The sequence below is a fragment of the Streptomyces sp. NPDC002825 genome (genome assembly GCF_040295385.1).
GTDB lineage: Bacteria > Actinomycetota > Actinomycetes > Streptomycetales > Streptomycetaceae > Streptomyces.
In genome coordinates this window covers 302,204-326,056 of record NZ_JBEOVH010000007.1, presented here as the reverse complement: position 1 = coordinate 326,056, position 23,853 = coordinate 302,204, and the positions used below count along the sequence as shown (strand labels likewise).

20 protein-coding genes and 3 tRNA genes are annotated in these 23,853 nt (G+C 72.2%); 11 read left to right on the top strand and 12 right to left on the bottom strand.

The annotated features are described in order from the left end of the window. Nucleotides 1-118 precede the first annotated feature (118 nt). The gene (locus ABT041_RS13040; RefSeq protein WP_351183249.1) at nt 119-427 is read left to right on the top strand and encodes a hypothetical protein; all 309 of its coding nucleotides are present in this window, start codon (nt 119-121) and stop codon (nt 425-427) included. A gap of 3 nt (nt 428-430) precedes the next feature. Here the strand turns inward: ABT041_RS13040 and ABT041_RS13035 are convergent, their stop codons facing one another. Further along, the gene (locus ABT041_RS13035) at nt 431-895 is read right to left on the bottom strand and encodes a hypothetical protein (RefSeq protein ID WP_351183247.1); all 465 of its coding nucleotides are present in this window, start codon (nt 893-895) and stop codon (nt 431-433) included. 156 nt (nt 896-1,051) lie between these two features. Next, complete coding sequence (locus ABT041_RS13030) at nt 1,052-2,005, bottom strand: LysR family transcriptional regulator (protein WP_351183245.1); 954 nt, start codon at nt 2,003-2,005, stop codon at nt 1,052-1,054. Nucleotides 2,006-2,177: 172 nt separating this feature from the next. On the opposite strand from ABT041_RS13030, the gene ABT041_RS13025 reads away from it, so the two are divergent. Both ABT041_RS13025 and ABT041_RS13020 read left to right on the top strand, forming a co-directional pair. Continuing rightward, nucleotides 2,178-3,287 (top strand): PrpF domain-containing protein, encoded by a 1,110-nt coding sequence (locus tag ABT041_RS13025; protein ID WP_351183243.1) that lies wholly within the window; start codon nt 2,178-2,180, stop codon nt 3,285-3,287. Nucleotides 3,288-3,394: 107 nt separating this feature from the next. After that, entirely contained in the window at nt 3,395-4,648 is a 1,254-nt protein-coding gene (locus tag ABT041_RS13020) for an SLC13 family permease (protein WP_351183241.1), read from the top strand. A 195-nt stretch (nt 4,649-4,843) separates the two neighbouring features. Here ABT041_RS13020 and ABT041_RS13015 read toward each other — a convergent pair. The 3 genes from ABT041_RS13015 to ABT041_RS13005 form a co-directional block, all read right to left on the bottom strand. Further along, a tRNA-Ile gene (locus ABT041_RS13015) sits at nt 4,844-4,920 on the bottom strand. A 166-nt stretch (nt 4,921-5,086) separates the two neighbouring features. Continuing rightward, nucleotides 5,087-5,159 (bottom strand) — tRNA-Asn (locus ABT041_RS13010). Between the two features lie 5 nt (nt 5,160-5,164). Beyond that, nucleotides 5,165-5,237 (bottom strand) — tRNA-Asn (locus ABT041_RS13005). Nucleotides 5,238-5,373: 136 nt separating this feature from the next. On the opposite strand from ABT041_RS13005, the gene ABT041_RS13000 reads away from it, so the two are divergent. From ABT041_RS13000 to ABT041_RS12985, 4 genes are all read left to right on the top strand, one after another. After that, nucleotides 5,374-5,673, top strand: a complete 300-nt coding sequence (locus tag ABT041_RS13000; protein WP_351183239.1) for a YtxH domain-containing protein — start codon at nt 5,374-5,376, stop codon at nt 5,671-5,673. A gap of 29 nt (nt 5,674-5,702) precedes the next feature. Next, nucleotides 5,703-7,142: an FGGY family carbohydrate kinase gene (locus ABT041_RS12995; protein ID WP_351183237.1), complete on the top strand. Its 1,440-nt coding sequence runs from the start codon at nt 5,703-5,705 to the stop codon at nt 7,140-7,142. Between the two features lie 96 nt (nt 7,143-7,238). Further along, nucleotides 7,239-8,972 carry an ABC transporter ATP-binding protein gene (locus ABT041_RS12990; RefSeq protein ID WP_351183235.1) on the top strand — a complete coding sequence of 578 codons (1,734 nt, stop codon included), beginning with the start codon at nt 7,239-7,241 and terminating at the stop codon, nt 8,970-8,972. After that, nucleotides 8,972-10,897, top strand: a complete 1,926-nt coding sequence (locus ABT041_RS12985; RefSeq protein ID WP_351183233.1) for an ABC transporter ATP-binding protein — start codon at nt 8,972-8,974, stop codon at nt 10,895-10,897. Before ABT041_RS12990 ends, ABT041_RS12985 begins: the two co-directional genes overlap by 1 nt. Here the strand turns inward: ABT041_RS12985 and ABT041_RS12980 are convergent. The 5 genes from ABT041_RS12980 to ABT041_RS12960 form a co-directional block, all read right to left on the bottom strand. After that, nucleotides 10,894-11,844, bottom strand: coding sequence for an RNA polymerase sigma factor (locus ABT041_RS12980; protein WP_351183288.1), 951 nt, complete (start codon nt 11,842-11,844; stop codon nt 10,894-10,896). The two genes, ABT041_RS12985 and ABT041_RS12980, sit on opposite strands and share 4 nt — an antisense overlap. 168 nt (nt 11,845-12,012) lie before the next feature. Then, on the bottom strand, nt 12,013-13,905 hold the full coding sequence (dnaG, locus tag ABT041_RS12975) for a DNA primase (RefSeq protein WP_351183231.1): 1,893 nt from the start codon (nt 13,903-13,905) through the stop codon (nt 12,013-12,015). A gap of 66 nt (nt 13,906-13,971) precedes the next feature. Beyond that, nucleotides 13,972-15,231 carry an NAD(P)/FAD-dependent oxidoreductase gene (locus tag ABT041_RS12970; protein WP_351183229.1) on the bottom strand — a complete coding sequence of 420 codons (1,260 nt, stop codon included), beginning with the start codon at nt 15,229-15,231 and terminating at the stop codon, nt 13,972-13,974. A gap of 117 nt (nt 15,232-15,348) precedes the next feature. Further along, on the bottom strand, nt 15,349-16,641 hold the full coding sequence (locus tag ABT041_RS12965) for a deoxyguanosinetriphosphate triphosphohydrolase (protein WP_351183227.1): 1,293 nt from the start codon (nt 16,639-16,641) through the stop codon (nt 15,349-15,351). 35 nt (nt 16,642-16,676) lie between these two features. Next, nucleotides 16,677-17,603, bottom strand: a complete 927-nt coding sequence (locus tag ABT041_RS12960) for a sirohydrochlorin chelatase (RefSeq protein WP_351183225.1) — start codon at nt 17,601-17,603, stop codon at nt 16,677-16,679. A 233-nt stretch (nt 17,604-17,836) separates the two neighbouring features. Here ABT041_RS12960 and ABT041_RS12955 point away from each other — a divergent pair, with 233 nt between their 5' ends. Beyond that, entirely contained in the window at nt 17,837-18,670 is an 834-nt protein-coding gene (locus ABT041_RS12955) for a class II glutamine amidotransferase (protein ID WP_351183223.1), read from the top strand. Between the two features lie 20 nt (nt 18,671-18,690). Here ABT041_RS12955 and ABT041_RS12950 read toward each other — a convergent pair whose 3' ends face one another. Then, on the bottom strand, nt 18,691-19,392 hold the full coding sequence (locus tag ABT041_RS12950) for a hypothetical protein (protein ID WP_351183221.1): 702 nt from the start codon (nt 19,390-19,392) through the stop codon (nt 18,691-18,693). Nucleotides 19,393-19,466: 74 nt separating this feature from the next. Between ABT041_RS12950 and ABT041_RS12945 the strand changes: the two genes are divergently transcribed. The 3 genes from ABT041_RS12945 to ABT041_RS12935 all read left to right on the top strand — a co-directional run bounded on the left by ABT041_RS12945 (nt 19,467) and on the right by ABT041_RS12935 (nt 23,122). After that, complete coding sequence (locus tag ABT041_RS12945) at nt 19,467-20,189, top strand: aquaporin (RefSeq protein ID WP_351183219.1); 723 nt, start codon at nt 19,467-19,469, stop codon at nt 20,187-20,189. 42 nt (nt 20,190-20,231) lie between these two features. Then, entirely contained in the window at nt 20,232-20,915 is a 684-nt protein-coding gene (locus ABT041_RS12940) for a SanA/YdcF family protein (RefSeq protein ID WP_351183217.1), read from the top strand. A gap of 101 nt (nt 20,916-21,016) precedes the next feature. Further along, nucleotides 21,017-23,122, top strand: coding sequence for a molybdopterin oxidoreductase family protein (locus tag ABT041_RS12935; RefSeq protein WP_351183215.1), 2,106 nt, complete (start codon nt 21,017-21,019; stop codon nt 23,120-23,122). Here ABT041_RS12935 and cutA read toward each other — a convergent pair. Further along, complete coding sequence (cutA, locus tag ABT041_RS12930) at nt 23,109-23,828, bottom strand: divalent cation tolerance protein CutA (RefSeq protein ID WP_351183213.1); 720 nt, start codon at nt 23,826-23,828, stop codon at nt 23,109-23,111. The genes ABT041_RS12935 and cutA overlap by 14 nt on opposite strands. Nucleotides 23,829-23,853: the final 25 nt, after the last annotated feature.

Sequence of the window (23,853 nt, the reverse complement as noted above, 5' to 3'; positions counted from 1 at the left end):
TTCCTGGCTTTCTTGCACGTACTCGGCCCGCCCGCGCCGAGTACGTGAGTAGGGGCATCAATGTGGGTTGAGTACGTCCTCGGATGTCCGCGGTCGACGGCGGTGATGGGGTGGGGGCATGAGTACGGACGACAGCAGCCCGCGCCCGGCCTTCCACCCGACGTGGTGGAAGGCGCCCCTCGTCGCCACCCTGCCGGGACTCCCCCTTCTGGTCGGGGAGTTCGCCCTCTTCTGGACCGAGGGCTATACCAGCGGCTTCGAGACCATGCTCGTCATGGCCGCGGTCCTGCTGGCGCTCTCATGGGTCCTGCCGCACCGCATGTCCCTGCGGATCCCGCGCCTCCTGGCGGCCGGCACGGCCCTCGCGGTGGCCGTGCTGCCGCTGATGCTCGCGGTGCTGATGGGCCTGGCCATGGCCTCGGGCTGACGCCTACCGCCGGGGCCGGCCCACGACGAGTGCTTCCAGGGCGTCGGCGCTCGCCGGGGCGAGACGGTAGATCCCGTGCACGCTCGCGGCGTACCTCGGCTCACCGTCGACGACGTGCTTGATCCGGCGTTCGCTCCGCCGTGACCGGTACGTGAGCGTGGAGAGGACGTCGCCGGGGACGGCCGTGCCGAAGTCCAGGGGCGTCCCGGGCGGCCCGACCAGGACCTCGCTGACGCAGCCCGCCTTGAGCGGCTTCCAGTGGACCAGACGGAGGTGGTCCTCCGTCTCCAGGTGCTCGCCGACGGTCTCGTACTCCAGCAGGCGGGCGACCTCCATGGACCCGAGCACCCACATCCGCCTGCGGAAGACCCGTACGGGGTACACACGGTCCCCGGGCTGAACGCCGGCGCGCACGAAGCTCGGCAGCGACTGGTGCCGGCCACCGAAGCTGCCCCGTCGGCTCGTCACCGGCCACCGGCGCCGGGCCCGTCCACGGCACGCTCACCGAGGCCGAGTTGCCGCTGACGGTCAGGGTCCGGTCGAAGACCGTCACCGCGCCGCCGCCGACCTCGGGGGTGTCAACACCTCGCGCAGGCCTCGTGAAACACCTCGGACACCGCACCGTCAGCCCCGCCGGACCGCCCCGAGCTGGGCCCGGTGCAGGTCCGGGGCGGTGAATCGCTGCGCCACCGTGCGCAGGACGCGGGCCATCGCCTGGGCCGGCGGGGTGGCGGGGCGTGCCGCTGCGCGTGCGAGGAGGATGCGGCGGGTGGGAGCCGGGACGTCGGAGGCGAACGGCAGGAGCCGCACGTCGCTGCGTCGGCTGGTCAGGGCCAGCCGGGGTGCGAGCGCGATGCCGAGACCGGCGGCGACCATGGCCTGCGCCTCCTGGTAGTCGTGCGACGAGTAGGCGATGCGCGGCTCGAATCCCGCCTGGCGGCAGCTGCGGCGCAGGACGTCGGCGACGGGATGGTTGTCGGCGCGGATGATCCACTCCTGGTCGGCGAGATCGCCGAGGCGCACGGCGGGACGTGCGCGCAGGGCCGAGTCGGCGGGGACGACCAGCACCGTGGGGTCGTCAAGGAGGTGGGTGACGGCGAGCGCCGGATCGTCGAGGCGGTTCCACTCGTAGTCCCAGAGCAGCCCCTGCTCCACCTCGCCGGTGTGCAGCATCTCCCGGAGCTCCGCGAGGACACCGGCGCGTACCTCGATACGGATGCCGGCGTGGCGGCGTCGGAAGCGCGTGAGCGCCAGCGGAAGCAGGGACGCGCTCGCCGTGGGGAAGGAACCGAGCCGCAGGGTGCCCTGGTCGAGGGCGGTGAAGGAGTCCAGGTCGGCCTGGGCGGCACGGAGTTCCCGGCGGATGGCCTGACCGCGTTCGGCCAGCGCGGCACCCGCCGGGGTGGGCCGGATACCGCGGGGCAGCCTCTCGATGAGGGGCTGCCCGGCCTCCTGCTCCAGCAGGGACATCTGCTGGGAGGCGGCGGAGGTGGTCATGCCGAGGGCTTCCGCCGCGGCAGTGAGTGAACCGCGTTCGGTGGCCTCGGTGAGCAGCAGCAGACGGCGCACGTTGAGCATGCCGTCGACTTTAGCTGAGCTAAACCCAGGTGAAGCAAACCGCGATTGTTCCGAAGTCATGGCTCTGCGAAGGTCTCCGCAATCGCCGAGCGGTTCACCGGCTCGCAACACGCCCGTAACCGCTGCCCCGGCCCTTTCCCCTCCCCTTCGTGATCCAGGAAGAGCCTCAGACGTGCACATTCCCGCGACCCTGGTGCGTGGCGGCACAAGCAAGTGCTGGCTGTTCAACCAGGTCGAAGTCCCTGCCGACCGTGGCGACCTCGAACGGCTGCTGGTCGCCGCATACGGCGCCACCGACCCCGTGGAGCTGGACGGGGTGGGCGGGGCGACTCCCACCACCTCGAAAGCGGCCGTGGTCAGCGCCTCGCCCGAGCCCGGCGTCGACATCGACTACCTGTTCGCTCAAGTCGGCATCGGGACGGGCTCGGTGGAGTGGACGAGCAACTGCGGCAACTGCGCCACCGGCGTCGCCCTGTACGCGGTGACCAAAGGAATGGTTCCGGTCACCGGCGACCTGACGCGCGTGGTGATGCGCAACACCAACACCGGCGCGGTCCTCGAAGGGATCGTCGACACCGCCGGCGGCGTGGTGCACCACTTCGGCAGCCAGACGGTGCCCGGCACCCGTGCCGGCGGGGTCGCGGTCGGCCTCACGTTCCGCGACCCGGCCGGCTCGCTGCTCCCCACCGGCCGGGCCGTCCAGGACCTGCGGGTCGGCTCCGCCGAGCCGGTACGCGTGAGCATGGTGACCGCAGGAGCTCCGGTCGTCCTCGTCGACGCCGCCGGCGCCGGGCGTACCGGTGCCGAGTCACTGGAGCGGATGAGCGCGGACGTCCCCTGGCTGCGCACGGTCCGGCATGCCGCCGCACCCCTGATGGGGCTGCTCAAGCCGGGCGAGGAACCGGGTGACGCGGTGCCCAAGGTGGGCCTGGTCGGCCCGCCGGTGCCGTACACCACCACCCTCGGTGAACCGATCGGTGCCGAGGACTACGACGTGTCGGTGCGCATGCTCAGCATGAACGCCCCGCACCCCGCGATCGGTCTGACCTCTGCCGTCGCCGTCGCGGCGGCCGGACTCGTCGAGGGATCCGTGGTCTCCCGGGCCACGGGCGGCCCGGCCGACGAGTGGTTGCGCCTCGGCACGCCCGCCGGCGTCGTCGCGGTCCGCTGCACCGACGTGAGGAACGGCCTGCCGCACCGGGTCACCGTGCAGCGCGCGGCCCGTCTGCTCGCCGACGCCCGCATCTACGTACCGGAAGCAGGCAGCCCGCAAGCCGCCTGAGCCGCGACGAACATCACCTCGGTCACGCCGGTTCCCCGCCGTCCGCACCGGGATACCCTCGCGCCCCCGGGGCGCGCCACCCCGTCCCCACCGCACCAAGGACAAAGATGTCTGCTGAAGTGATCTCCATAGGCGCCCTGCTGGTGATGTTCGTGCTCGGTACCGTGCTGCCGATCAACCTGGGCATCCTCGCCTTCGTCGCCACCTTCGCCGTCGGCACCGCTTCGCTCGGGCTCACCGAGGCCGAGATCTTCGACGGGTTCCCGGCCAAGGTCTTCGTCACCATCGTCGGAGTCACCTATCTGTTCTCCGTCGCCCGCCGAAACGGCACCATCGACTGGCTCGTCGCGGCCGGGGTGAGGCTGGTACGCGGCAAGGTCCAGCTCATCCCCTGGGTGCTGTTCCTGGTGGCCGCCCTGCTGACGGCGTTCGGCACGTTCACCCCGGCCGCGGTCGCGATCCTCGCGCCGATCGGCATGAACTTCGCCTACCGCTACAAGCTCAACCCGCTGGTCGTCGGCATGATGGTGATCAGCGGCGGGCACGCGGGCGCGTTCTCCCCGCTGGCCGTCTCCGGTGCGCTGGTCCTCGGCCTCGTCGACAAGACCGACGTGCAGGTCTCCGCGGTGGCGCTGTTCAGCGCCAGCTTCCTGATCAACCTGGTGCTCTCGATCCTCACCTACGTCCTGCTCGCCAAGCGTCCCGCCCCGCTGGTCGAGGGCGCCGCTGAGGCAGCGGCCGACGAGGACCTCGCCGTCTCCGGCAGGCTCGACTGGAGGCAGTGGCTCACCCTCGCCTCTCTGGTGGCCCTCGTCGTCGGCGCGCTCGGCTTCCACCTGGAGATCGGCTTCCTCGCGCTGGCCGCCGGCGCGCTGCTGGCCCTGGTGGACATGAAGCGCCAGGAGAAGGCCGTCGACGGCGTCAGCTGGTCCACCCTGCTCCTGGTCGCGGGCATGATGACGTACATCACGATGCTGGAGAAGGCCGGTGTCATCGAGAAGATCTCCGAGCACGCCGCCAAGCTGGGCGCCCCGCTCGTCGTCGCCCTGCTGCTGTGCTTCACCGTGGCCATCACCTCCGCCTTCGCCTCCTCCACCGCGATCCTCACGGCGATCATCCCCATCGCCGTACCGCTGCTGCTCTCCAGCCACCTCAGCGGCGCCGGGCTGATCGCCGCGCTCGCCGTCTCCACGACGATCGTCGACACCTCCCCCTTCTCGACCAACGGAGCGCTCGTCCTCAGCAACGCCCGTGGGGTGGACTCCCGCCGCTTCTACCGCCAGGTGATCGGCTACACGGGCGGAATCGTCGCCCTCGGCCCCGCCGTCGCCTGGGGCGCCCTGGTCCTGCCCTGGTCCTAGCGCGAGGACCGACGGCGGACACGAAAAACGGCTGCGGCCCCTGGATCCGATCCATCCGGTCCAGGGGCCGCAGCCGTACGCACGCTGTGCAGCATCCGGGTGACCTCGGCGTGTCGTTCCCACGCCGTACGTCATCCCGGGTGCACCGTGGATGCGGTCAGCGGAAGGCGAAACCTTCCTGCCTCCACGATGCGGTGGTGGGGCGGGTGGGACTCGAACCCACGGCCGACGGATTATGAGTCCGCTGCTCTAACCGGCTGAGCTACCGCCCCGTACGGTGAGGCGCGTACATGTGTGCGCGCCGTCTGCCGCAGCATAGCCGCTCATACGATCTCCTGCTCCGGATGATCGGCTCTGCTCGACCATGAAGACCGCACCGCGCCCCACATGGTTCCCGTAGACACGAAAAAGGACCCCGAAGGGTCCTCTTCCGTCTTGCTCCCCCGGCTGGACTCGAACCAGCAACCCTCCGGTTAACAGCCGAATGCTCTGCCAATTGAGCTACAGGGGATCGCGCTCCCCCGACTGGACTCGAACCAGTAACCTGCCGGTTAACAGCCGGCTGCTCTGCCAATTGAGCTACAGGGGATTGCTGCGTTGCACCGATCGGATCCACCTCGGGCCTTCCCGGGCGGCGGCCGCTCGCTGCGAGACATACATTAGCGCAAGCAGGGGGGTGCTCCGCCAATCGGTATCCCCAGGGCCTCCAGGGAAGGATCGCAGCCGTGCGGTACAAGCTGACGTTCGTCGTGGGACTCGCCCTCGGTTACGTGATCGGCACGCGGGCCGGTCGCGAGCGGTACGAACAGATGAAGAAGTCCGCGAAGGACTTCGCCCAGAACCCCGCCGTGCGGAACGCCACCGAGTCGGCCGCCCAGACCGGGCGCCAGGCCGCGGGCAAGGCCCTGCACGCCGTCGGCGACAGGCTGCCGCACTCCGTGACCGACCGGGTCCACGCCGTGCGCGAGCGCAGCCGCGGCAACGGCAAGGTCGAGGAAGAGGAGTGGGGCACCAGCAACACCTGAACCCGTCGAGTGCGGCAGAATCATGTTCCATGGGGATAGTCGCCGGACTGGACAGCTCTGCGGAGTTCACACGCATCGTCGTCTGTGACACGGACACGGGTGCCGTACTGCGGCAGGGGTACGCCGCCCATCCCGGCGAACCCAAGGCCGTCGACGTCGATCCGCAGACCTGGCTGCTCTCGCTCGGGGAGGCCGCCACCGGCGGGCTCCTGGAAGGCGTGGAGGCCATCGGCGTCTCCGCACAGCAGCACGGACTCGTGCCGCTCGACGCGCAGGGCGGCCTGGTGCGGCCCGCGCTCGTCCGCAACGACAAGCGGGCGCAGGTCGCCGCCGCCGACCTCGTCGAGTCCCTGGGCGGCCGGCAGGCCTGGGCCGAGGCCGTCGGCAGCGTGCCCGGCGCCGGACAGGCCGTCGCCAAGCTGCGCTGGCTGGCCCGTACGGAGCCCGAGAACGCGCAGCGCGTCGCCATGGTTCTGCAGCCCCACGACTGGCTCGTGTGGCAGCTGCTCGGCCGGCCCGCCCGTCGCACCACCGACCGCGGCGCCGCCTCCGGCACCGGCTACTGGTCCGTCGCGTCCGGTACGTACCGGCCCGATCTGGTCGAGCTGGCCCTCGGCCACCAGGCCGTGCTGCCCGAGGTCCTCGGGCCCTCCGAAGCCGCCGGCATCACCCCCGAGGGCCTCCTCGTCTCCGCCGGCACCGGCGAGACGATGGCCGCCGCGCTCGGCCTCGGGCTCGGCCCCGGCGACGCGGTGGTCTCGCTCGGCGCCTCCGGCTCCGTGATGGCCGTCCACCACCAGGCCCTCGCCGACCCGAGCGGCATGATCACCTCCTTCGCCGACGCCACCGGGATGTACCTGCCGGTCGTCTCCACCTCCAATGCCGTACGGGCGCTGCGCGGCACCGCCGAGATGCTCGGCGTGGAGTCGCTCGAGGAGCTGTCGGCCCTCGCGCTGAAGTCGACGCCCGGCGCCTCCGGGCTCGTCCTGCTGCCCTATCTGGAGGGCGAGCGGACCCCGAACCTGCCGCACACCGCCGGCACGCTCAGCGGGCTGCGGCGCGAATCGATGAAGCCCGAGCACCTGGCGCGGGCGGCGTTCGAGGGCATGCTGTGCGGGCTCACGGACGCCATGGACGTGCTGCGCGGGCGGGGCGTGGAGGTACGGCGGGTCTTCCTGCTGGGCGCGGCCGCCGCCCTGCCGGCGGTGCAGGCCCTCGCGCCGGCGGTCTTCGGCGCCCAGGTCGTCGTCCCCCAGCCGGCCGACTACGCGGCGCTCGGCGCGGCCCGGCAGGCCGCCTGGGCGCTCGGGGTCGCCCGGGGCACGCTCTCGCCGTCCGCTCCCCCGGCCTGGCAGGGCGCGGTCGCGCAGATCCTGGAGCCCGGCGAGGAGCTGTCGGTCGGTCAGGCCGTGCGGCAGCAGTACGTGGCGACGCGGGACCAGATCCACCCGGGGGCGTTCGGCGCCTGAGGGTCGCACCCGAATTCGTAAAGTCTGGCCCAGGGCTACGCCCGCGCCCGCAAACCGAGTCGTAACGCTCCGGGGGTGCGGGCGATAGTAGGAGCCGTGCTCATAAGACTTCTCCGAACCCACCTGCGGCCCTATCGAAAACCCATCGCCCTGCTCGTGCTGCTGCAGTTCCTGCAGACCTGCGCGAGCCTCTACCTGCCCACCCTGAACGCCGACATCATCGACAACGGTGTCGTCAACGGGGACACCGGCTACATCCTGCGCTTCGGCGCCCTGATGGTCGGCGTCTCCGTCGTCCAGGTCGTCTGCAACATCGGGGCCGTGTACTACGGCGCGCGCACCGCCTCCGCGCTCGGCCGTGACGTGCGCGGCGCGGTCTTCGACCGGGTGCAGTCCTTCTCCGCGCGGGAGCTCGGCCACTTCGGCGCGCCCTCGCTGATCACCCGTACGACCAATGACGTCCAGCAGGTGCAGATGCTGGTCCTGATGGCGTTCACCCTGATGGTCTCCGCCCCCATCATGTGTGTCGGCGGCATCGTGATGGCCCTCGGCCAGGACGTCCCCCTGTCGGGCGTGCTGCTCGCGGTGGTGCCGGTCCTCGGCGTCGCCGTCTCGCTGATCGTGCGGAAGATGCGGCCGCTCTTCCGGACCATGCAGGAGCGGCTCGACACCGTGAACCGGGTGCTGCGCGAGCAGATCACCGGCAACCGGGTCATCCGCGCCTTCGTGAGGGACGGGTACGAGGAGGAGCGCTTCCGCGGCGCCAACGGCGAGCTGACCGACGTGTCGCTGGCGACCGGCCGGCTGATGGCGCTGATGTTCCCGACCGTGATGACCGTGGTGAACGTGTCCAGCGTGGCCGTGGTCTGGTTCGGCGCGCACCGCATCGACAGCGGCGGGATGGAGATCGGCGCGCTGACCGCCTTCCTCGCCTATCTGATGCAGATCGTGATGGCCGTCATGATGGCCACCTTCATGTTCATGATGGTGCCGCGCGCCGAGGTCTGCGCCGAGCGCATCGAGGAGGTCCTCGGGACCGAGACGAGCGTCGTGCCGCCGGCCGAGCCCGTGACCAAGCTGCTGCGGCGCGGGCACCTGGAGGTCAGGAACGCGGACTTCCGGTACCCGGGCGCGGAGGAGTCGGTCCTCAAGGACGTGGCGCTCGTGGCCCGGCCCGGTGAGACGACCGCGATCATCGGTTCGACGGGCAGCGGCAAGTCGACGCTGCTCGGTCTCGTGCCCCGGCTCTTCGACGCCACCGGCGGAGAGGTGCTGGTCGACGGCGTGGACGTGCGCCAGCTCGACCCGAAGCTGATGGCGAGGACCGTGGGGCTCGTCCCGCAGAAGCCGTACCTGTTCTCCGGGACGGTGGCGACGAACCTGCGGTACGGGAAGCCGGACGCGACCGACGCGGAGCTCTGGCACGCCCTGGAGGTCGCCCAGGCCAAGGACTTCGTGTCCAAGCTGGAGGGCGGTCTGAACGCCCCGATCGCGCAGGGCGGCACCAATGTGTCCGGCGGGCAGCGGCAGCGGCTCGCCATCGCGCGGACGCTCGTGCAGCGGCCGGAGATCTACCTCTTCGACGACTCCTTCTCCGCGCTCGACTACGAGACGGACGCTCTGCTCCGGGCCGCGCTCGCCGAGGAGACGGCGGACTCGACCGTGGTGATCGTCGCCCAGCGCGTGTCGACCATCCGCGAGGCCGACCGGATCGTGGTCCTCGACGAGGGCCGTGTGGTGGGCACCGGACGGCACCGGGAGCTGATGGCGGAGAACGAGACGTACCGGGAGATCGTGCTCTCCCAGCTGACCGAGGCGGAGGCAGCCTGATGGCCGGTCCTGGCGGACGCATGATGATGGGCCAGTCCGGTGAGCGGTCCATGGACTTCAAGGGCTCGGGCAAGCGGCTGCTCAGGCAGCTGGCGCCCGAGCGCGGCGCGCTCTGGGTGATGCTGGCCGCCGGCGTGCTGTCGGTGGCGGCCTCCGTGGTCGGGCCGAAGATCCTCGGCAAGGCGACGGACCTGATCTTCGCGGGCGTCGTCGGTCGGAACATGCCCGAGGGCGCCACCAAGGCGCAGGCCCTGGAGAAGCTCCGGGAGAGCGGCGACGGCGGCATGGCCGACATGCTGTCCGGGGTCGACTTCACCCCCGGCCAGGGCATCGACTTCGGCGCGGTCGGCGAGGTCCTGCTGTGGGTCCTCGCGATCTACGTCGGCGCGGGCCTGCTGATGCTGGTCTCCACCCGCATGTCGATCAAGGTGATCAACCGGACCGTCTACCGGATGCGGGAGGACGTCCAGACGAAGCTGGCGCGGCTCCCCCTGTCGTACTTCGACAAGGCGAAGCGCGGCGAGGTGCTGTCGCGGGCGACCAACGACATCGACAACATCTCGCAGACCCTCCAGCAGTCGATGGGCCAGCTGATCAACTCGCTGCTCACGATCGTCGGCGTGCTCGCGATGATGTTCTGGATCTCGCCGCTGCTCGCCCTGGTGGCGCTCGTGACGGTGCCGGTGTCGGTGTTCGTCGCGGCGAAGATCGGCAAGCGCTCGCAGCCGCACTTCGTGCAGCAGTGGAAGTCGACGGGGGCGCTCAACGCGCACGTGGAGGAGATGTACACCGGGCACGGCCTGGTGAAGGTCTTCGGCCGGCAGGAGGAGTCCGCGCAGGACTTCCGCGAGCAGAACGAGGCGCTGTACGAGGCCGGGTTCAAGGCGCAGTTCAACAGCGGTGTGATGCAGCCGGTGATGTTCTTCGTCTCGAACATCAACTACGTCCTGGTGGCCGTCGTCGGCGGTCTGCGGGTGGCGACCGGCAGCCTGTCCATCGGTGACGTGCAGGCCTTCATCCAGTACTCGCGCCAGTTCTCGATGCCGCTGACGCAGGTCGCGTCGATGGCGAACCTGGTGCAGTCCGGTGTCGCCTCGGCGGAGCGGATCTTCGAGCTGCTCGACGCGGAGGAGCAGGAGCCGGACTCGCCGACCGGCGAGAAGCCGCTCGACCTCAAGGGCAAGGTGGCCCTGGAGGGCGTCTCCTTCCGTTACGAGGAGGACAAGCCGCTCATCGAGGACCTGTCCCTCACGGTGGACCCGGGCCAGACGGTCGCGATCGTCGGCCCGACCGGCGCCGGCAAGACGACCCTGGTGAACCTGCTGATGCGGTTCTACGAGGTGACGGGCGGCCGGATCACCCTGGACGGGGTCGACGTCGCGAAGATGTCCCGCGAGGAGCTGCGCAAGGGCATCGGCATGGTCCTGCAGGACACCTGGCTCTTCGGCGGCACGATCGCGGACAACATCGCGTACGGCGCCACGCGCACGGTGACCCGCGCCGAGGTCGAGGAGGCGGCGCGCGCCGCGCACGCCGACCGCTTCATCCGGACCCTGCCGGAGGGATACGACACGGTCATCGAGGACGACGGGGCGGGCGTCAGCGCGGGCGAGAAGCAGCTGATCACCATCGCGCGGGCCTTCCTGTCCGACCCGGTGATCCTCGTCCTGGACGAGGCGACCAGCTCGGTCGACACCCGTACCGAGGTCCTCATCCAGAAGGCGATGGCGCGCCTGGCCCACGGCCGGACGAGCTTCGTCATCGCGCACCGGCTCTCCACGATCCGGGACGCGGACGTGATCCTGGTGATGGAGAACGGCTCGATCGTCGAACAGGGCACGCACGAGGAGCTGTTGTCGTCCGGCGGGGCCTACGCCCGGCTGTACGCGGCGCAGTTCGCGCAGGCGGTCGCCGAGGTCGACTAGTCGAGGTAGCCGCGCAGCTGGTCGGCGTAGGCGTGGTCCCGCAGCTTGTTGAGGGTCTTGGACTCGATCTGGCGGATGCGTTCGCGCGTCACGCCGAAGATGCGTCCTATCTCCTCCAGGGTGCGGGGCCTTCCGTCGTCGAGGCCGTAGCGGAGCTGGACGACCTTCCGTTCGCGCTCGCCGAGGGTGGACAGGACGTCCTCCAGGTGGCGGCGGAGCAGCAGGAAGGCGGCGGACTCGACGGGTGAGGCGGCGTCGCCGTCCTCGATGAGGTCGCCGAGGGCGACGTCCTCCTCCTCGCCGACGGGCGCGTGCAGGGAGACGGGCTCCTGGGCGAGGCGGAGGACCTCGCCGACCCGCTCGGGGGCCAGGTCCAGCTGGGCGGCGACCTCTTCGGCGGTGGGTTCGTAGCCGCGTTCCTGGAGCATCCGGCGCTGGACGCGGATGACCCGGTTGATGAGTTCGACGACGTGCACGGGGACGCGGATGGTCCGGGCCTGGTCGGCGAGGGCCCGGGACATCGCCTGGCGGATCCACCAGGTGGCGTACGTGGAGAACTTGTAGCCGCGCGCGTAGTCGAACTTCTCGACGGCCCTGATGAGGCCAAGGTTTCCCTCCTGGACGAGGTCGAGCATGGTGAGGCCGCGGCCGACGTACCGTTTGGCGACGGAGACGACGAGGCGGAGGTTGGCCTCGATGAGCCTGCGCTTGGCGATCCGGCCGAGGACGACGAGCCGGTCGAGATCGCCGGCCAACCGGCTGTCCAGGTCGGGGGTGTTGGCGAGTTTCTCCTCGGCGAAGAGCCCGGCCTCGACGCGGCGGGCGAGTTCGACCTCCTCCTCCGCGCTGAGCAGCGGGATGCGGCCGATCTCGCGGAGGTACTGGCGGAAGAGGTCGGCCGAGGGGCCGTTGCCGCCGAGGTCGGTCCGGCGCCGCTGGACCGGTATCTCGGGGAGTTCGGTCTGCTCGTCCGGTTCGGTGGTCTGGATCTCGGTCTGCACGGCGGGCGACCTCCAGGGTGGGGCGGAACGGCACCGTCACCCAGTGTGGGGTACGACACATCGCCGCCACGAGGGGCGTGCGGTGACTTTTTGAGTCCGTTCCGTGACCGACGGTCAGAGCGCGGCGGCGCCGTTGTTCCGGAGGGACTGCCCGTACTGGGTGAGCACCCACAGCTCGTTCTGCACGGCGGCGAGCTGCTCGGGGTCGCCGTTCGGGCCGAGCCGGGCCAGGGTGCCCTGGACGTCGCGGATGCGGCGGTCGACGGCGCGGAGCCGTACGGTGACGAGCTGGTCGCCGGCGTAGGCCTCGTCGACGGTCTTGGCGAAGATCGTCTCGACGGCGAGTTCGGTGACGAGGGCCCGGACCGAGTCGTTGGGGGCGGCCTCGCGGACGGCGTCCAGGTAGTCGGAGGGGGCGCCGGTGGCGCCGCCCGCGTCCATGACGCACTGCCGGACCGCCGCGTACGGCGGGGCGGTGAACTCGTCGACCCCGTACGCGTCGAAGGCCGGGGAGACCAGCTCGGGACGCTGGAGGGCGAGCTTGAGGAGCTCCCGCTCGGTGCGGTGGGCGGGGCTGCGCAGATTGAGCGCGGGGCCGGAGGGGGCGGCGGCCGGGGCGGGGGTGTCGTACGTCCGCTGGGGCTGCTGCTGCCGGCCGGGGCCCCGCTCGCCGCCCTGCCGCTGCCAGCGGGCGATCTGGGCGACGCGCCGGACCACGAACTGGGTGTCGAGGATGCCGAGCATGCCGGCGAGCTGGACGGCGACCTCGTGCTGCGAGGCGACGTTCTTGATCTTCGCGACGATCGGCGCGGCCTCGTCGAGCGCGGCCGCGCGACCGGCCGGGGTCTCCAGGTCGTAGCGCGTGACGATCTGGCGGAGGGCGAACTCGAAGAGCGGGGTGCGGGGCTGGACGAGCTCGGCGACGGCCTCGTCGCCCTTGGCGAGGCGGAGTTCGCAGGGGTCCATGCCGTCGGGGGCGATCGCGATGTACGTCTCGGCTGCGAACTTCTGGTCGTCCTCGAAGGCGCGCAGCGCGGCCTTCTGGCCGGCGGCGTCGCCGTCGAAGGTGAAGATGACGCGGGCCGAGCCGTTGTCCATGAGGAGCCGGCGGAGGATCTTGATGTGGTCGCCGCCGAAGGCGGTGCCGCAGGTGGCGATGGCGGTGGTGACGCCGGCGAGGTGGCAGGCCATGACGTCGGTGTAGCCCTCGACGACGACGGCGCGGCTGACCTTGGCGATGTCCTTCTTGGCCAGGTCGATGCCGTAGAGCACCTGGGACTTCTTGTAGATCGGCGTCTCGGGGGTGTTGAGGTACTTGGGGCCGTTGTCGTCGTCGCGGAGCTTGCGCGCGCCGAAGCCGACGATCTCGCCGCCGACGTCCTTGATCGGCCACATGAGGCGGCCGCGGAAGCGGTCGATGGGGCCGCGGCGGCCGTCCTGGGAGAGGCCGGAGAGGATCAGTTCCTTGTCGGAGAAGCCCTTGCCGCGCAGGAAGCGGGTGAGGTGGTCCCAGCCGGCCGGGGAGTAGCCGACGCCGAAGTGCTCGGCGGCGGCCTGGTCGAAGCCGCGCTCGGCGAGGAACTTCCGGCCGATCTCGGCCTCGGCGGAGCCGAGTTGCCCGGCGTAGTACTCGGCGGCGATCTTGTGCGCCTCGATCAGGCGGATGCGCTCGCCGCGCTGGTGGCCGGGGTTGTAGCCGCCTTCCTCGTACCGCAGGGTGATGCCCGCCTTCGCGGCGAGGCGCTCGACCGTCTCCGAGAAGGAGAGGTGGTCGATCTTCATCACGAAGGCGATGGTGTCGCCGCCTTCCTGGCAGCCGAAGCAGTGGAAGAGTCCCTTGCTGGGGCTGACCTGGAAGGAGGGCGACTTCTCGTCGTGGAAGGGGCAGAGGCCCTTGAGGTTTCCGCCGCCCGCGTTGCGCAGCTGGAGGTACTCGGACACGACGGCGTCGATCGGGACCGCGTCCCGTACCGCCTTCACGTCGTCATCGTTGATCCTGCCTGCCACGCATGAAGTGTACGGGGGTCCGGGGGTCGCCCCCCGGAGGATGTGGGGCCGGGTGAGCGCGGGCGATCAGATCAGGCTCTCCAGGGGTACGGAGGGGTCCGCGAGGGCCTCCGGGTCCACGGCCGTACGGGCACGGATGAGGTCCTGGATGGGGTCTGTGACGTCCCACACATTCACGTTCATGCCGGCGAGGACCCGGCCCTCCTTGAGCCAGAAGGCGATGAACTCGCGCTTGCCGGTGTCGCCGCGGACCACGACCTGGTCGTACGAGCCGGGCGGCGCCCAGCCGGAGTACTCCATGCCGAGGTCGTACTGGTCGGTGAAGAAGTACGGCACCCGGTCGTACGAGACGCGCTGCCCGAGCATGGCGCGGGCGGCGGCCGGTCCGCCGTTGAGGGCGTTGGCCCAGTGCTCGACGCGGAGGCGGGTGTGCAGCAGCGGGTGATGGAAGGCGGCCACGTCGCCGGCGGCGTAGATGTCGGGGTCGGAGGTGCGCAGGGACTCGTCGACGGCGATGCCGCCGCCGTCGGCCCGGTCGACGAGGGCGAGCCCGGAGTTCTCGGCGAGGACGGTACGGGGCGCGGCGCCGATCGCGGCGAGGACGGCGTGCGCCGGGTGCTCCTCGCCGTCGTCGGTGCGGACGGCGAGGACCATGCCGTCCTGGCCGACGATCTCGGTGAGCCGGGCGCCGAAGTGGAAGCGGACGCCGTGGTCGGTGTGCAGATCGGCGAAGAGCTGGCCGAGCTCGGGGCCGAGGACCCGGTACAGCGGGGTGGGGTCGAGCTCGATGACGGTGACCTCGGCGCCGTAGCCGCGGGCGGCGGCGGCGACCTCCAGGCCGATCCAGCCGCCGCCGGCGATCACCAGGTGGCCGTTGTCCCGGCCGAGGCCGGCGAGGACCTGGCGGAGCCGGTCGGCGTGGGCGAGCCGGCGCAGGTGGTGGACGCCGGCGAGCTCGGTGCCGGGGACGTCGAGGCGGCGCGGCTCGGCGCCGGTGGCGAGGAGCAGCTTGTCGAAGCGGATGACGGTGCCGTCGCCGAGGCGGACGGTGCGGGCCTCGCGGTCGACGGCGGTGACGGACTGGCCGAGGTGGAGCTCGACGTCGTTCGCCGCGTACCAGGCGGCCTCGTGGACGAAGGCGCTGTCGCGCTCCTTGGCGCCGGTGAGGTAGCCCTTGGAGAGCGGCGGACGCTCGTAGGGGTGGTCGCGTTCGTCGCCGATGAGGATCACCCGGCCGTTGAACCCTTCGGCGCGCAGGGTCTCCGCCGCTTTGGCCCCTGCCAGCCCCCCGCCGACGATGACAAAGGTCTGATCTGCGTCGACCACGTCGTTTCCTCCTCGTTGCGACCGGTTCCAACCTACGCCCCCGGGCGTTCGTCCCGTCGTACCTCTCCGGGCCGTGCCTGCGAGGGTCCCGTACGGAGGGAGGTGACGGAAGAGGCCCTACATCGGCCGGGTGCGGAGGCGGGCGTGGAGGGCGCGGGCGGAGGCGTCGGTGAGGTTGGCGATCTGGTCGACGATGACGCGCTTGCGGGCCCGGTCGTCGGGGGCGGTGTCGAACGCGGCGCGGAACTGCGGTTCGAGGCCGTCGGGGGCGCGGGCGACGAGGGCCTCGGCGAGCTCGGCGACGACGATCCGCTGGTCGGCGCGGAGGGCCTCCTGCTCGGCGCGCTGCATCACGTACCGGTCGGCGACGGCCTTGAGAACGGCGCATTCGTTACGGGTCTCGCGGGGGACGACGAGTTCGGCGGCGTACCGCGTGAGCCGCCCCGAACCCCATGCCTGCCGGGTCGCGCCCTCGGCGGCCAGACAGAAGCGGCCGATGAGCTGGCTGGTGGCGTCCTTGAGCCGGGCCTGCGCGACGGCCGAGCCGTCGTAGCCGTGCGGCCACCACTCCTGGTCGACGAGCCGGTCCAGGGCCTCGGCGAGCTCCTGCGGGTCGGTGTCCTCGGGTACGTAGCGGCCGATGGCGACCGCGAAGACGTCGGCGCGCTCCGGCTCGGCGTACAGCATGTTGGGGTCGATGTGCCCGGCGTGCAGCCCGTCCTCGAAGTCGTGGACCGAGTACGCCACGTCGTCGGACCAGTCCATGACCTGGGCCTCGAAGCACTTGCGGTGGGCGGGGGCGCCCCGCCTGATCCACTCGAAGACCGGCAGGTCGTCCTCGTACACGCCGAACTTGGGCGAGCCGGGGTCCTCGGGGTGACCGCCGCGCGCCCACGGGTACTTGGTGGCCGCGTCGAGGGCGGCGCGGGTGAGGTTGAGCCCGACGCTGACGAGCTCCCCCTCCTCGTCCTTGACGAAGCGCTTGGGCTCGATGCGGGTGAGGAGGCGGAGCGACTGCGCGTTCCCCTCGAAGCCGCCGCAGTCCTTGGCAACGTCGTTGAGCGCCTGCTCGCCGTTGTGCCCGAAGGGCGGGTGGCCCATGTCGTGGGAGAGACAGGCCGCCTCGACGAGGTCGGGGTCGCAGCCGAGGGCGGCGCCGAGCTCACGGCCGACCTGCGCGCACTCCAGGGAGTGCGTGAGCCGGGTCCGGGGGCTGGCGTCCCAGGCGTGGCTCCTGGTGCCCGGGGTGACGACCTGCGTCTTGCCGGCGAGCCGGCGGAGCGCGGCCGAGTGCAGCACGCGGGCGCGGTCCCGCTGGAAGGCGGTGCGCCCCGGACGTTTGTCGGGCTCGGCGGCCCAGCGCTCGGTCGCGGCGGAGTCGTACCCGGGGGTGTCCGTGATGCCTTCCATGTCTCGAAGGTAACCGGAGGGACCGACAGAAGAGCTCAGATGGCGGCGAGTTCTCTTACGGGAAGGGTGGTACGAACCTGGTCGTAGCGGTGCAGGACCAGGCGGGCGAGGGCCGGGTGGGCACCGAGCGGTTGGGCGGCGAGCCTGGGGGCGTCGGCGGCGGCGCGGCTCGCGAAGAGGCCCGGGGCGGTGAAGCAGGAGGCGACGGCGACGCGGCGGCCCCGCGCTTCGAGGGCCCGGACGGCGTCGGGGACGGTGGGGGTGGCGGCGGAGGCGTACGCGGGGACGACCGGTACGCCGCCGAGGCGCTCGCCGAGCAGGGCGGCGATCCGGCGGATCTCGGCGCGGGACCGGGGATCGCGGGAGCCGGCGGAGGCGAGGACGACGCCGTTGTTCCGGTCGCCGGTCCAGCCGGCCTCGGCGAGGCGGTCGGCGAGGGCCTCGACGAGGAGGGGGTGGGCGCCGAGGGGTTCGGCGACGCGGGCGGTCGCGGCGCTCGCCGCCACCGCCGCGGGCAGGTCGTGGCTGACGTGGTGGCCGGGGGCGAGGAGGAGGGGGACGAGGACGGCGCCCCGGCCTTCGGCGGCCAGGCCGGCGAGGGCCTCGTCGAGGAGCGGGGCGTTCAGCTCTATGTGGGCGAGCCGGACGTCGAGGCCGGGGCGGAGGTCGCGGACGCGGTCGAGGAGACGGGCGAGGGTGACCTGGGCGCGGGGGTCCCGGCTGCCGTGTCCCACGGCGAGGAGGGTGGGGGCGGGGGCGGGCGGAGCGGGCGTGGCCGGTGCGGGCGTGGCGCGGATCCGCGGGGCGAGGGCGGGAACGTTCATCGGTGGGCATACCTCCTCGTCGTGCTTCCGCTGCCGACGGTCGTACGGACGCACCTGGGCCAGTTGGGCCCCGAGCTGTCCGGCGATCCTCACGAGCAGTCCTGCGGTGCTGGCGAGCGTGCTGTCCGGCTCCGTCATGCGCCGATCCTGGCGGGGGCGCGTTGCTTCGCCGTTTCCGTCGCGTGACGTGTCCTCGGCGCCCTCCTCACGCGCCCCGGGCCCCTCCGGTCAGGCCGTCCGCCTGACCGCCGGGGGCCGGTCGTCCCGCCTGCGCCGATGTGGCACCCGGTGCGGAGGGCGCCGAGAATGGGAGGGCCGGACGGCGTGCGCGACGCGCCCGCAGAATCCGGCAGGGAGTCAGGTGATCGTGCATGTGCCGATGGCTCGCCTATTCGGGCACGCCGGTGCTGCTCGACAGCATCCTGTACAGGCCGGCCCACTCCCTGATCGACCAGAGCCTGCACTCCAAGCTCGGCGTGGAGACCACTAACGGCGACGGGTTCGGTGTCGGCTGGTACTCGGAGCACGACGACACTCCGGCGCTGCTGAGGGACGTCGGCCCCGCCTGGAACAACCGCAATCTGCGGGAGTTGGCGGATCACGTCCGGTCCCGGCTGTTCTTCGCCCACATCCGGGCGTCGACCGGGACGGCCGTGCAGCAGTCGAACTGCCACCCGTTCCGGCACGGCCGCTGGATGTTCATGCACAACGGCGCCATCGCCGGGTTCCCCCTCATGCGCCGTGACCTCACGCTGCTCGTCGATCCCGCGCTCTACGCCGACATCGAGGGCACGACGGACTCCGAGGTGATGTTCTACCTGGCGCTCACCTACGGCCTGGACCGGGACCCGCCCGGCGCCGTGGCGCGGATGGCGGGCGTGGTGGAACGGGTCGGCCATGAGCACGGGGTGGAGTTCCCGCTCCAGATGACGCTCGCCCTCACCGACGGCGAGCGCCTCTGGGCCTTCCGCTACTCCAGCGCGCACGCCTCCCGCTCGCTGTTCTACAGCAGCCGGGTGGACGCCCTGCGCAGGCTGCATCCCGACGTCGCCTTCCTGCGGGACATCTCCGACGAGACCCGCCTCGTCGTCTCCGAGCCCCTCGGCGACCTGCCCGGTGCCTGGAACGAGGTGCCGGAGAGCAGCTACGGCGTGGTCCAGCCCGGCACCGACGAGCTGCACCGTTTCGCCCCCGCGGCGGTGTGACGACGGGGAAGGAGTACGCCCTAGCCGTCCAGCCAGACGCGCAGGGGCGCGAGTTCCTCGAAGCCCGTGGCGAGGGCGGGCGGCAGGGCGTCGCCCGATTCGTAGCCGACGACCGGGCGGTCGGCGGGGATCAGGCCCAGGGTGCCGGCCCATACGTGCGCCGGGTCCGTGCCGTCCGCGGCGAAGAGGTTCGACACCCCCGTCACGCGGGTGCTCGCGGTGAGGACCGCTCCCCCGAGGATCCGGCCGTCCGGGCCGTGGCCCGCGATCACGGTCGTCGCCGGGTCGGCGAGGAGTTCCGGGCGGAAGAGCGCCGCCTCGTCCGCGTCGCCGTCGCTCCAGGCATGGGCCCAGGCCGCGAGTTCCTCCGGGGTGCGGGCCGGGCGCCAGTCGCCGGTGGCGGCGGGGGCCGGGAGGCCGGCCGGACGGTGGATCCAGCTCGCTTCGAAGAGAAGGCGGAAGCCCTCGGACGTCAGGTCGAGGCGGGCGTGGCTGTCCTTGACGGAGGCGCCCGGGGCGGTGCGGTCGATTCCGGTCAGGACGTCCTCGACGGTGGCGTCCTCCGTCAGCGTCACGGCGTCCGGGTAGTAGAGCGGGGTGCGGACGGAGCTGGTCCAGGCGCGGGGGCCGAAGGTGCCGGTGAGTCCGTGGGCGCGGCACATGGCCTGGCACCAGTCGGCGTTGTCGCGGACCGCGTCCCCGAGGACGTCGTCGATGATCATGTGCGGATCGTACGGGGGCCCGCTCCTCCCCTCCCCCCTTTTTTCGTTCCGAATCACGGAATATCTTTTCCACTATGAGAATGTCCCCGCCCGCGCTCCCCCGGCGCGTCGCCGCCGAGTTCATCGGCACCGCCTCCCTCGTCGCCGTCGTCATCGGCTCCGGCATCCGTGCCGACTCCCTCAGCCAGGACATCGGTGTCCGGCTGCTCGCCAACGCCGCCGCCACCGCCCTCGGCCTCGGCCTGCTCATCGCCCTCATCGGCCCGCTCTCCGGCGCCCACTTCAACCCCGTCGTCACCCTCTCCGAGTGGTGGTCCCGGCGGCACGAGACCAGGGGACGGGAGGCCCTCGCCTACATCGGCGCGCAGCTCGCCGGGTCCGTCTCCGGCGCCCTGCTCGCCGAGGCCATGTTCGGGCGGGCGCCCGGCTCCTGGGCCACCGAGCCGCGCTCGGCACTGCATCTGCTCCTCGGGGAGGCCGTCGCCACCGCGGGTCTCGTCCTCGTCGTGCGGGGTCTCGGTCGCATCGGCCGCCCGGCCCTCGCCCCGGTCGCCGTCGCCGGGTACATCGGAGCGGCCATCTGGTTCACCTCCTCCGGCTCCTTCGCCAATCCGGCCGCCACCCTCGGCCGGGCCTTCTCCGACTCCTTCACCGGCATCGCCCCCGCCTCCGTACCCGCCTTCGCCGCCGCGCAGCTGCTCGGCATGCTCATCGGCATGGGCCTCGCGGGTGTGTTGTACGGAACAGACCGGGGCTCCGGCGAACCGAACGCCTCCGACGCGCGTCGGACCGGGTGACAGGACGACAACGTCACCGATCCCCTTCCCCGGAGGTCCCGCATGCCGGCACGGCTCACCCGGTTGATCCCCCGCACCACCCGGGCCCGCCGCCGTACCGTCCAGGCCGTGATGCTGGGCGCCGTCCTCGCCCTCGCCCCGGCCACCTGGATGCAGACCGCCGCCGCCGGGAAGCTCCGTACCACCGCCGACGTGCCCGCCCGGGACGTCGCCGTCGTCTTCGGCGCCGGCCTGTGGAAGGGGCGCCCCACCCCGTACCTCGCGCACCGGCTCGACACCGCCGCCGAGCTGTACCGCACGGGCAAGGTCCGGGTCCTCCTCGTCACCGGCGACAACAGCCGGACCGCATACGACGAACCCAGCGCCATGCGCGCGTACCTCACCGCGCGCGGAGTGCCGGACGGCCGGATCGTCAGCGACTACGCGGGCTTCGACACCTGGGACTCCTGCGTCCGCGCCCGGAAGGTCTTCGGCGTCGACCGGGCCGTCCTCGTCACCCAGGACTTCCACGTCAAGCGGGCCGTCGCGCTGTGCGACCGCGCCGGAGTCGACTCGTACGGCGTCGGGGTCCCCGAACCCCACGACCAGACCTGGTACTACGGCACCACCCGCGAGCTCTTCGCGGCCGGCAAGGCCGCCCTCGACGCCGGCCTCCGCCCCGACCCCCACTTCCTCGGCCCGAAGGAGAAGGGCGTCACGGAAGCACTCGCCTCGGCCCGGAAGTAGTCCGGCCCTCACCCGGCCCCGCCCGGCCCGCGGAGCGCCTCGCACCGCGCCCGTAATACGCCGCGCAGCCCCGCGTAACACGCCGGACGCATCCTGGCGGCATGTCCGACGCCGCCACCGTGCCCACCCACTGCCCCTACTGCGCCCTGCAGTGCGGCATGTCGCTCCGCCCCACCGGCACCCCGGAGCTGCCCGCCGAGGTGGTCGAGCGGACCGACTTCCCCGTCAACCGGGGCGCCCTGTGCGGCAAGGGCCGCACCGCCCCCTCCGTACTCTCCTCCCGGGTCAGGCTCACCGAGCCCCTGGTCCGACGCCCTGACACGGGGGCGCTCGAGCCCGCGTCCTGGGAGGAGGCACTCGCCGCCGTCGCCGACGGGCTGCGCCGGACCCGAGCCGACCACGGTCCCGATGCCGTGGGGGTCTTCGGCGGCGGCGGCCTCACCAACGAGAAGGCGTACACCCTCGGCAAGTTCGCCCGCGTCGTGCTCGGCACCTCGCAGATCGACTACAACGGGCGCTTCTGCATGTCCTCCGCCGCGGCCGCACACCAGCGGGCCTTCGGCCTCGACCGGGGGCTCCCCTTCCCCCTGGAGGACATCCCGAAGACCGGCTGCGTCATCCTCGTCGGCTCCAACCTCGCCGAGACCATGCCGCCCGCCCTGCGCTACCTCACGGAGCTGAAGGAGAACGGCGGGAAGCTGATCGTCGTCGACCCTCGCCGCACCCGCACCGCCGAGCAGGCCGATCTGCACCTCGCGCCGCGCCCCGGCACCGACCTCGCGCTCGCCCTCGGCATGCTCCACCTGGTGGTCGCCGAGGGCCGGGTCGACGAGGCGTTCGTCGAGGAGCGCACCGACGGCTGGGAGGCCGCCCGCGCCGGCGCCATGTCCCACTGGCCCGAGCAGGTCGAGCGGATCACCGGGGTGTCCGTGCCCGAGCTCCGCGCGGCCGTCGCGATGTTCTGCGACGCCGAGAGCGCCATGGTCCTGACCGCGCGCGGCCCCGAGCAGCAGTCCAAGGGCACCGACACCGTCGGCGCCTGGATCAACCTGTGCCTCGCCACCGGCCGGGCCGGCCGGCCGCTCAGCGGCTACGGCTGCCTCACCGGCCAGGGCAACGGCCAGGGCGGCCGCGAGCACGGCCAGAAGGCCGACCAGCTGCCCGGCTACCGCAAGCTCGACGACCCGGCCGCCCGCGCGCACGTCGCCGGCGTGTGGGGCGTCGCACCGGAGTCGCTGCCGGGGCCCGGGCGGAGCGCGTACGAACTCCTCGACGCGCTCGGCGGCGAGGTGAAGGCACTGCTGCTCATGGGCTCCAACCCGGTGGTCTCCGCGCCGCGCGCCGCGCACATCGAGGGACGCCTCCGCTCGCTCGACTTCCTCGCCGTCGCGGACGTGGTGCTCTCCGAGACCGCCGAACTCGCCGACGTCGTCCTGCCCGTGACCCAGTGGGCGGAGGAGACGGGGACGATGACCAACCTGGAGGGGCGGGTGCTGCTGCGCCGCCGCGCCCTCACCCCGCCCGCGGGCGTCCGCAGCGATCTGGAGGTGCTGCACGGGCTCGCCGGGCTGCTCGGCCGGGAGAAGGGCTTCCCGACCGACGCGGAGGAGGTCTTCGAGGAGCTGCGCCGCGCCTCGGCGGGCGGCCCCGCGGACTACGCGGGCATCAGCTATCGGCGGATCGAGGAGGAGCAGGGCGTCTTCTGGCCCTGCCCCGAGCCCGGCCACGCGGGGACGCCCCGGCTCTTCCTCGAACGGTTCGCGACGGCCGACGGGCGGGCCCGGTTCGTGCCGGTGGTGCACCGGGCGGCGGCCGAGGAGACGGACGCCGACTACCCGGTGGTCCTCACCACCGGCCGGGTCGTGTCCCAGTACCAGTCGGGGGCGCAGACCCGGCGGGTCGACGAGCTGAACGCCGCCGCGCCGGGACCGTTCGTGGAGCTCCACCCCCGGCTCGCCGAGCGGCTCGGGGTCGCCGAGGGCGAGCGGATCGCGGTGGTCTCGCGGCGCGGGCGGGCCGTCGCCCCGGCCCGTATCACCGCGTCGATCCGGCCGGACACCGTCTTCATGCCGTTCCACTGGTACGGGGAGGGGCGGGCGAACACCCTGGTGAACCCGGCGCTCGACCCGGTCTCCCGGATGCCCGAGTTCAAGGTGTGCGCGGTCCGGCTGGAGGCCGTCACCGAGACGGGGGCTACGGGCGCGTGAACCAGTCGCCGCTCTCGATGACCGGGCCGAGGGGCGCGTCCGGCGCCGCGAGGAACACCCAGGCGGACACCCGCGCCCCGTCCCGTACCCGGACGACGTCCATCGCCACCCGCTCGTAGCCGACGGGCAGCTCCAGGCGGTCGAGCAGGCCGAACAGGTCGCTGTAGTCGCCGTCCGAGGGCGTCAGGAGGGTGCCGACCACCCGGCCCTCGGCCGCGGGGACGGCGTACGGATAGCCCGGCCCGTCGTGCAGGACCGCCCCGTGCAGCACGGCGTCCGCCTCGGTGCCGATCCGGCCGGCGAGGAACCGGTCGTGGTTGTACGCGCCCGGGCGCAGCGTCCCGTACACGAAGAACGGCCGCCGGTCGGGGGCCGGGGCCTCGATCTCCGCGGCGGCCGCGGTCTCCCGCTCGACCCAGCGGGCGTACTCCTCGCCGACCCGGGTCACCCGGGTGGCGAGGATCTCGGGCGTCTCGTAGTCGTGGGCGGCGCGGAGGAACGCCTCCAGGGCCTGGTAGCGGGCCTCGGTGGTCTTGAACACCACCTCCCACTCCTCGGTGGTCTCGATCGCGCCGCGCCAGTGGTAGACGGAGGTGACGGGCCCCGAGATCTGCGCGCAGGCGACGAGCCGGGCCTCGACGGCGCCGCGCGCCAGGGCGTCGGCCTTGGCCCGGGCGTCGGTGGTGGTGCGGACGGTGACGATCACGTCTCCACCGTACGGGCGAAGCGGG

What these genes read in the sequence shown, in the direction of transcription:
- ABT041_RS12960 (WP_351183225.1), bottom strand. Translation starts at nt 17,603, where the DNA reads ATGACGGAGCCGGACAGCACGCTCGCCAGCACCGCAGGACTGCTCGTG.
- ABT041_RS13020 (WP_351183241.1), top strand. Translation starts at nt 3,395, where the DNA reads ATGTCTGCTGAAGTGATCTCCATAGGCGCCCTGCTGGTGATGTTCGTG.
- ABT041_RS12935 (WP_351183215.1), top strand. Translation starts at nt 21,017, where the DNA reads ATGTCCGACGCCGCCACCGTGCCCACCCACTGCCCCTACTGCGCCCTG.
- ABT041_RS12950 (WP_351183221.1), bottom strand. Translation starts at nt 19,392, where the DNA reads ATGATCATCGACGACGTCCTCGGGGACGCGGTCCGCGACAACGCCGAC.
- ABT041_RS12985 (WP_351183233.1), top strand. Translation starts at nt 8,972, where the DNA reads ATGGCCGGTCCTGGCGGACGCATGATGATGGGCCAGTCCGGTGAGCGG.
- ABT041_RS12995 (WP_351183237.1), top strand. Translation starts at nt 5,703, where the DNA reads ATGGGGATAGTCGCCGGACTGGACAGCTCTGCGGAGTTCACACGCATC.
- ABT041_RS13040 (WP_351183249.1), top strand. Translation starts at nt 119, where the DNA reads ATGAGTACGGACGACAGCAGCCCGCGCCCGGCCTTCCACCCGACGTGG.
- ABT041_RS12945 (WP_351183219.1), top strand. Translation starts at nt 19,467, where the DNA reads ATGAGAATGTCCCCGCCCGCGCTCCCCCGGCGCGTCGCCGCCGAGTTC.
- ABT041_RS12940 (WP_351183217.1), top strand. Translation starts at nt 20,232, where the DNA reads ATGCCGGCACGGCTCACCCGGTTGATCCCCCGCACCACCCGGGCCCGC.
- ABT041_RS12955 (WP_351183223.1), top strand. Translation starts at nt 17,837, where the DNA reads ATGTGCCGATGGCTCGCCTATTCGGGCACGCCGGTGCTGCTCGACAGC.
- ABT041_RS12965 (WP_351183227.1), bottom strand. Translation starts at nt 16,641, where the DNA reads ATGGAAGGCATCACGGACACCCCCGGGTACGACTCCGCCGCGACCGAG.
- ABT041_RS13030 (WP_351183245.1), bottom strand. Translation starts at nt 2,005, where the DNA reads ATGCTCAACGTGCGCCGTCTGCTGCTGCTCACCGAGGCCACCGAACGC.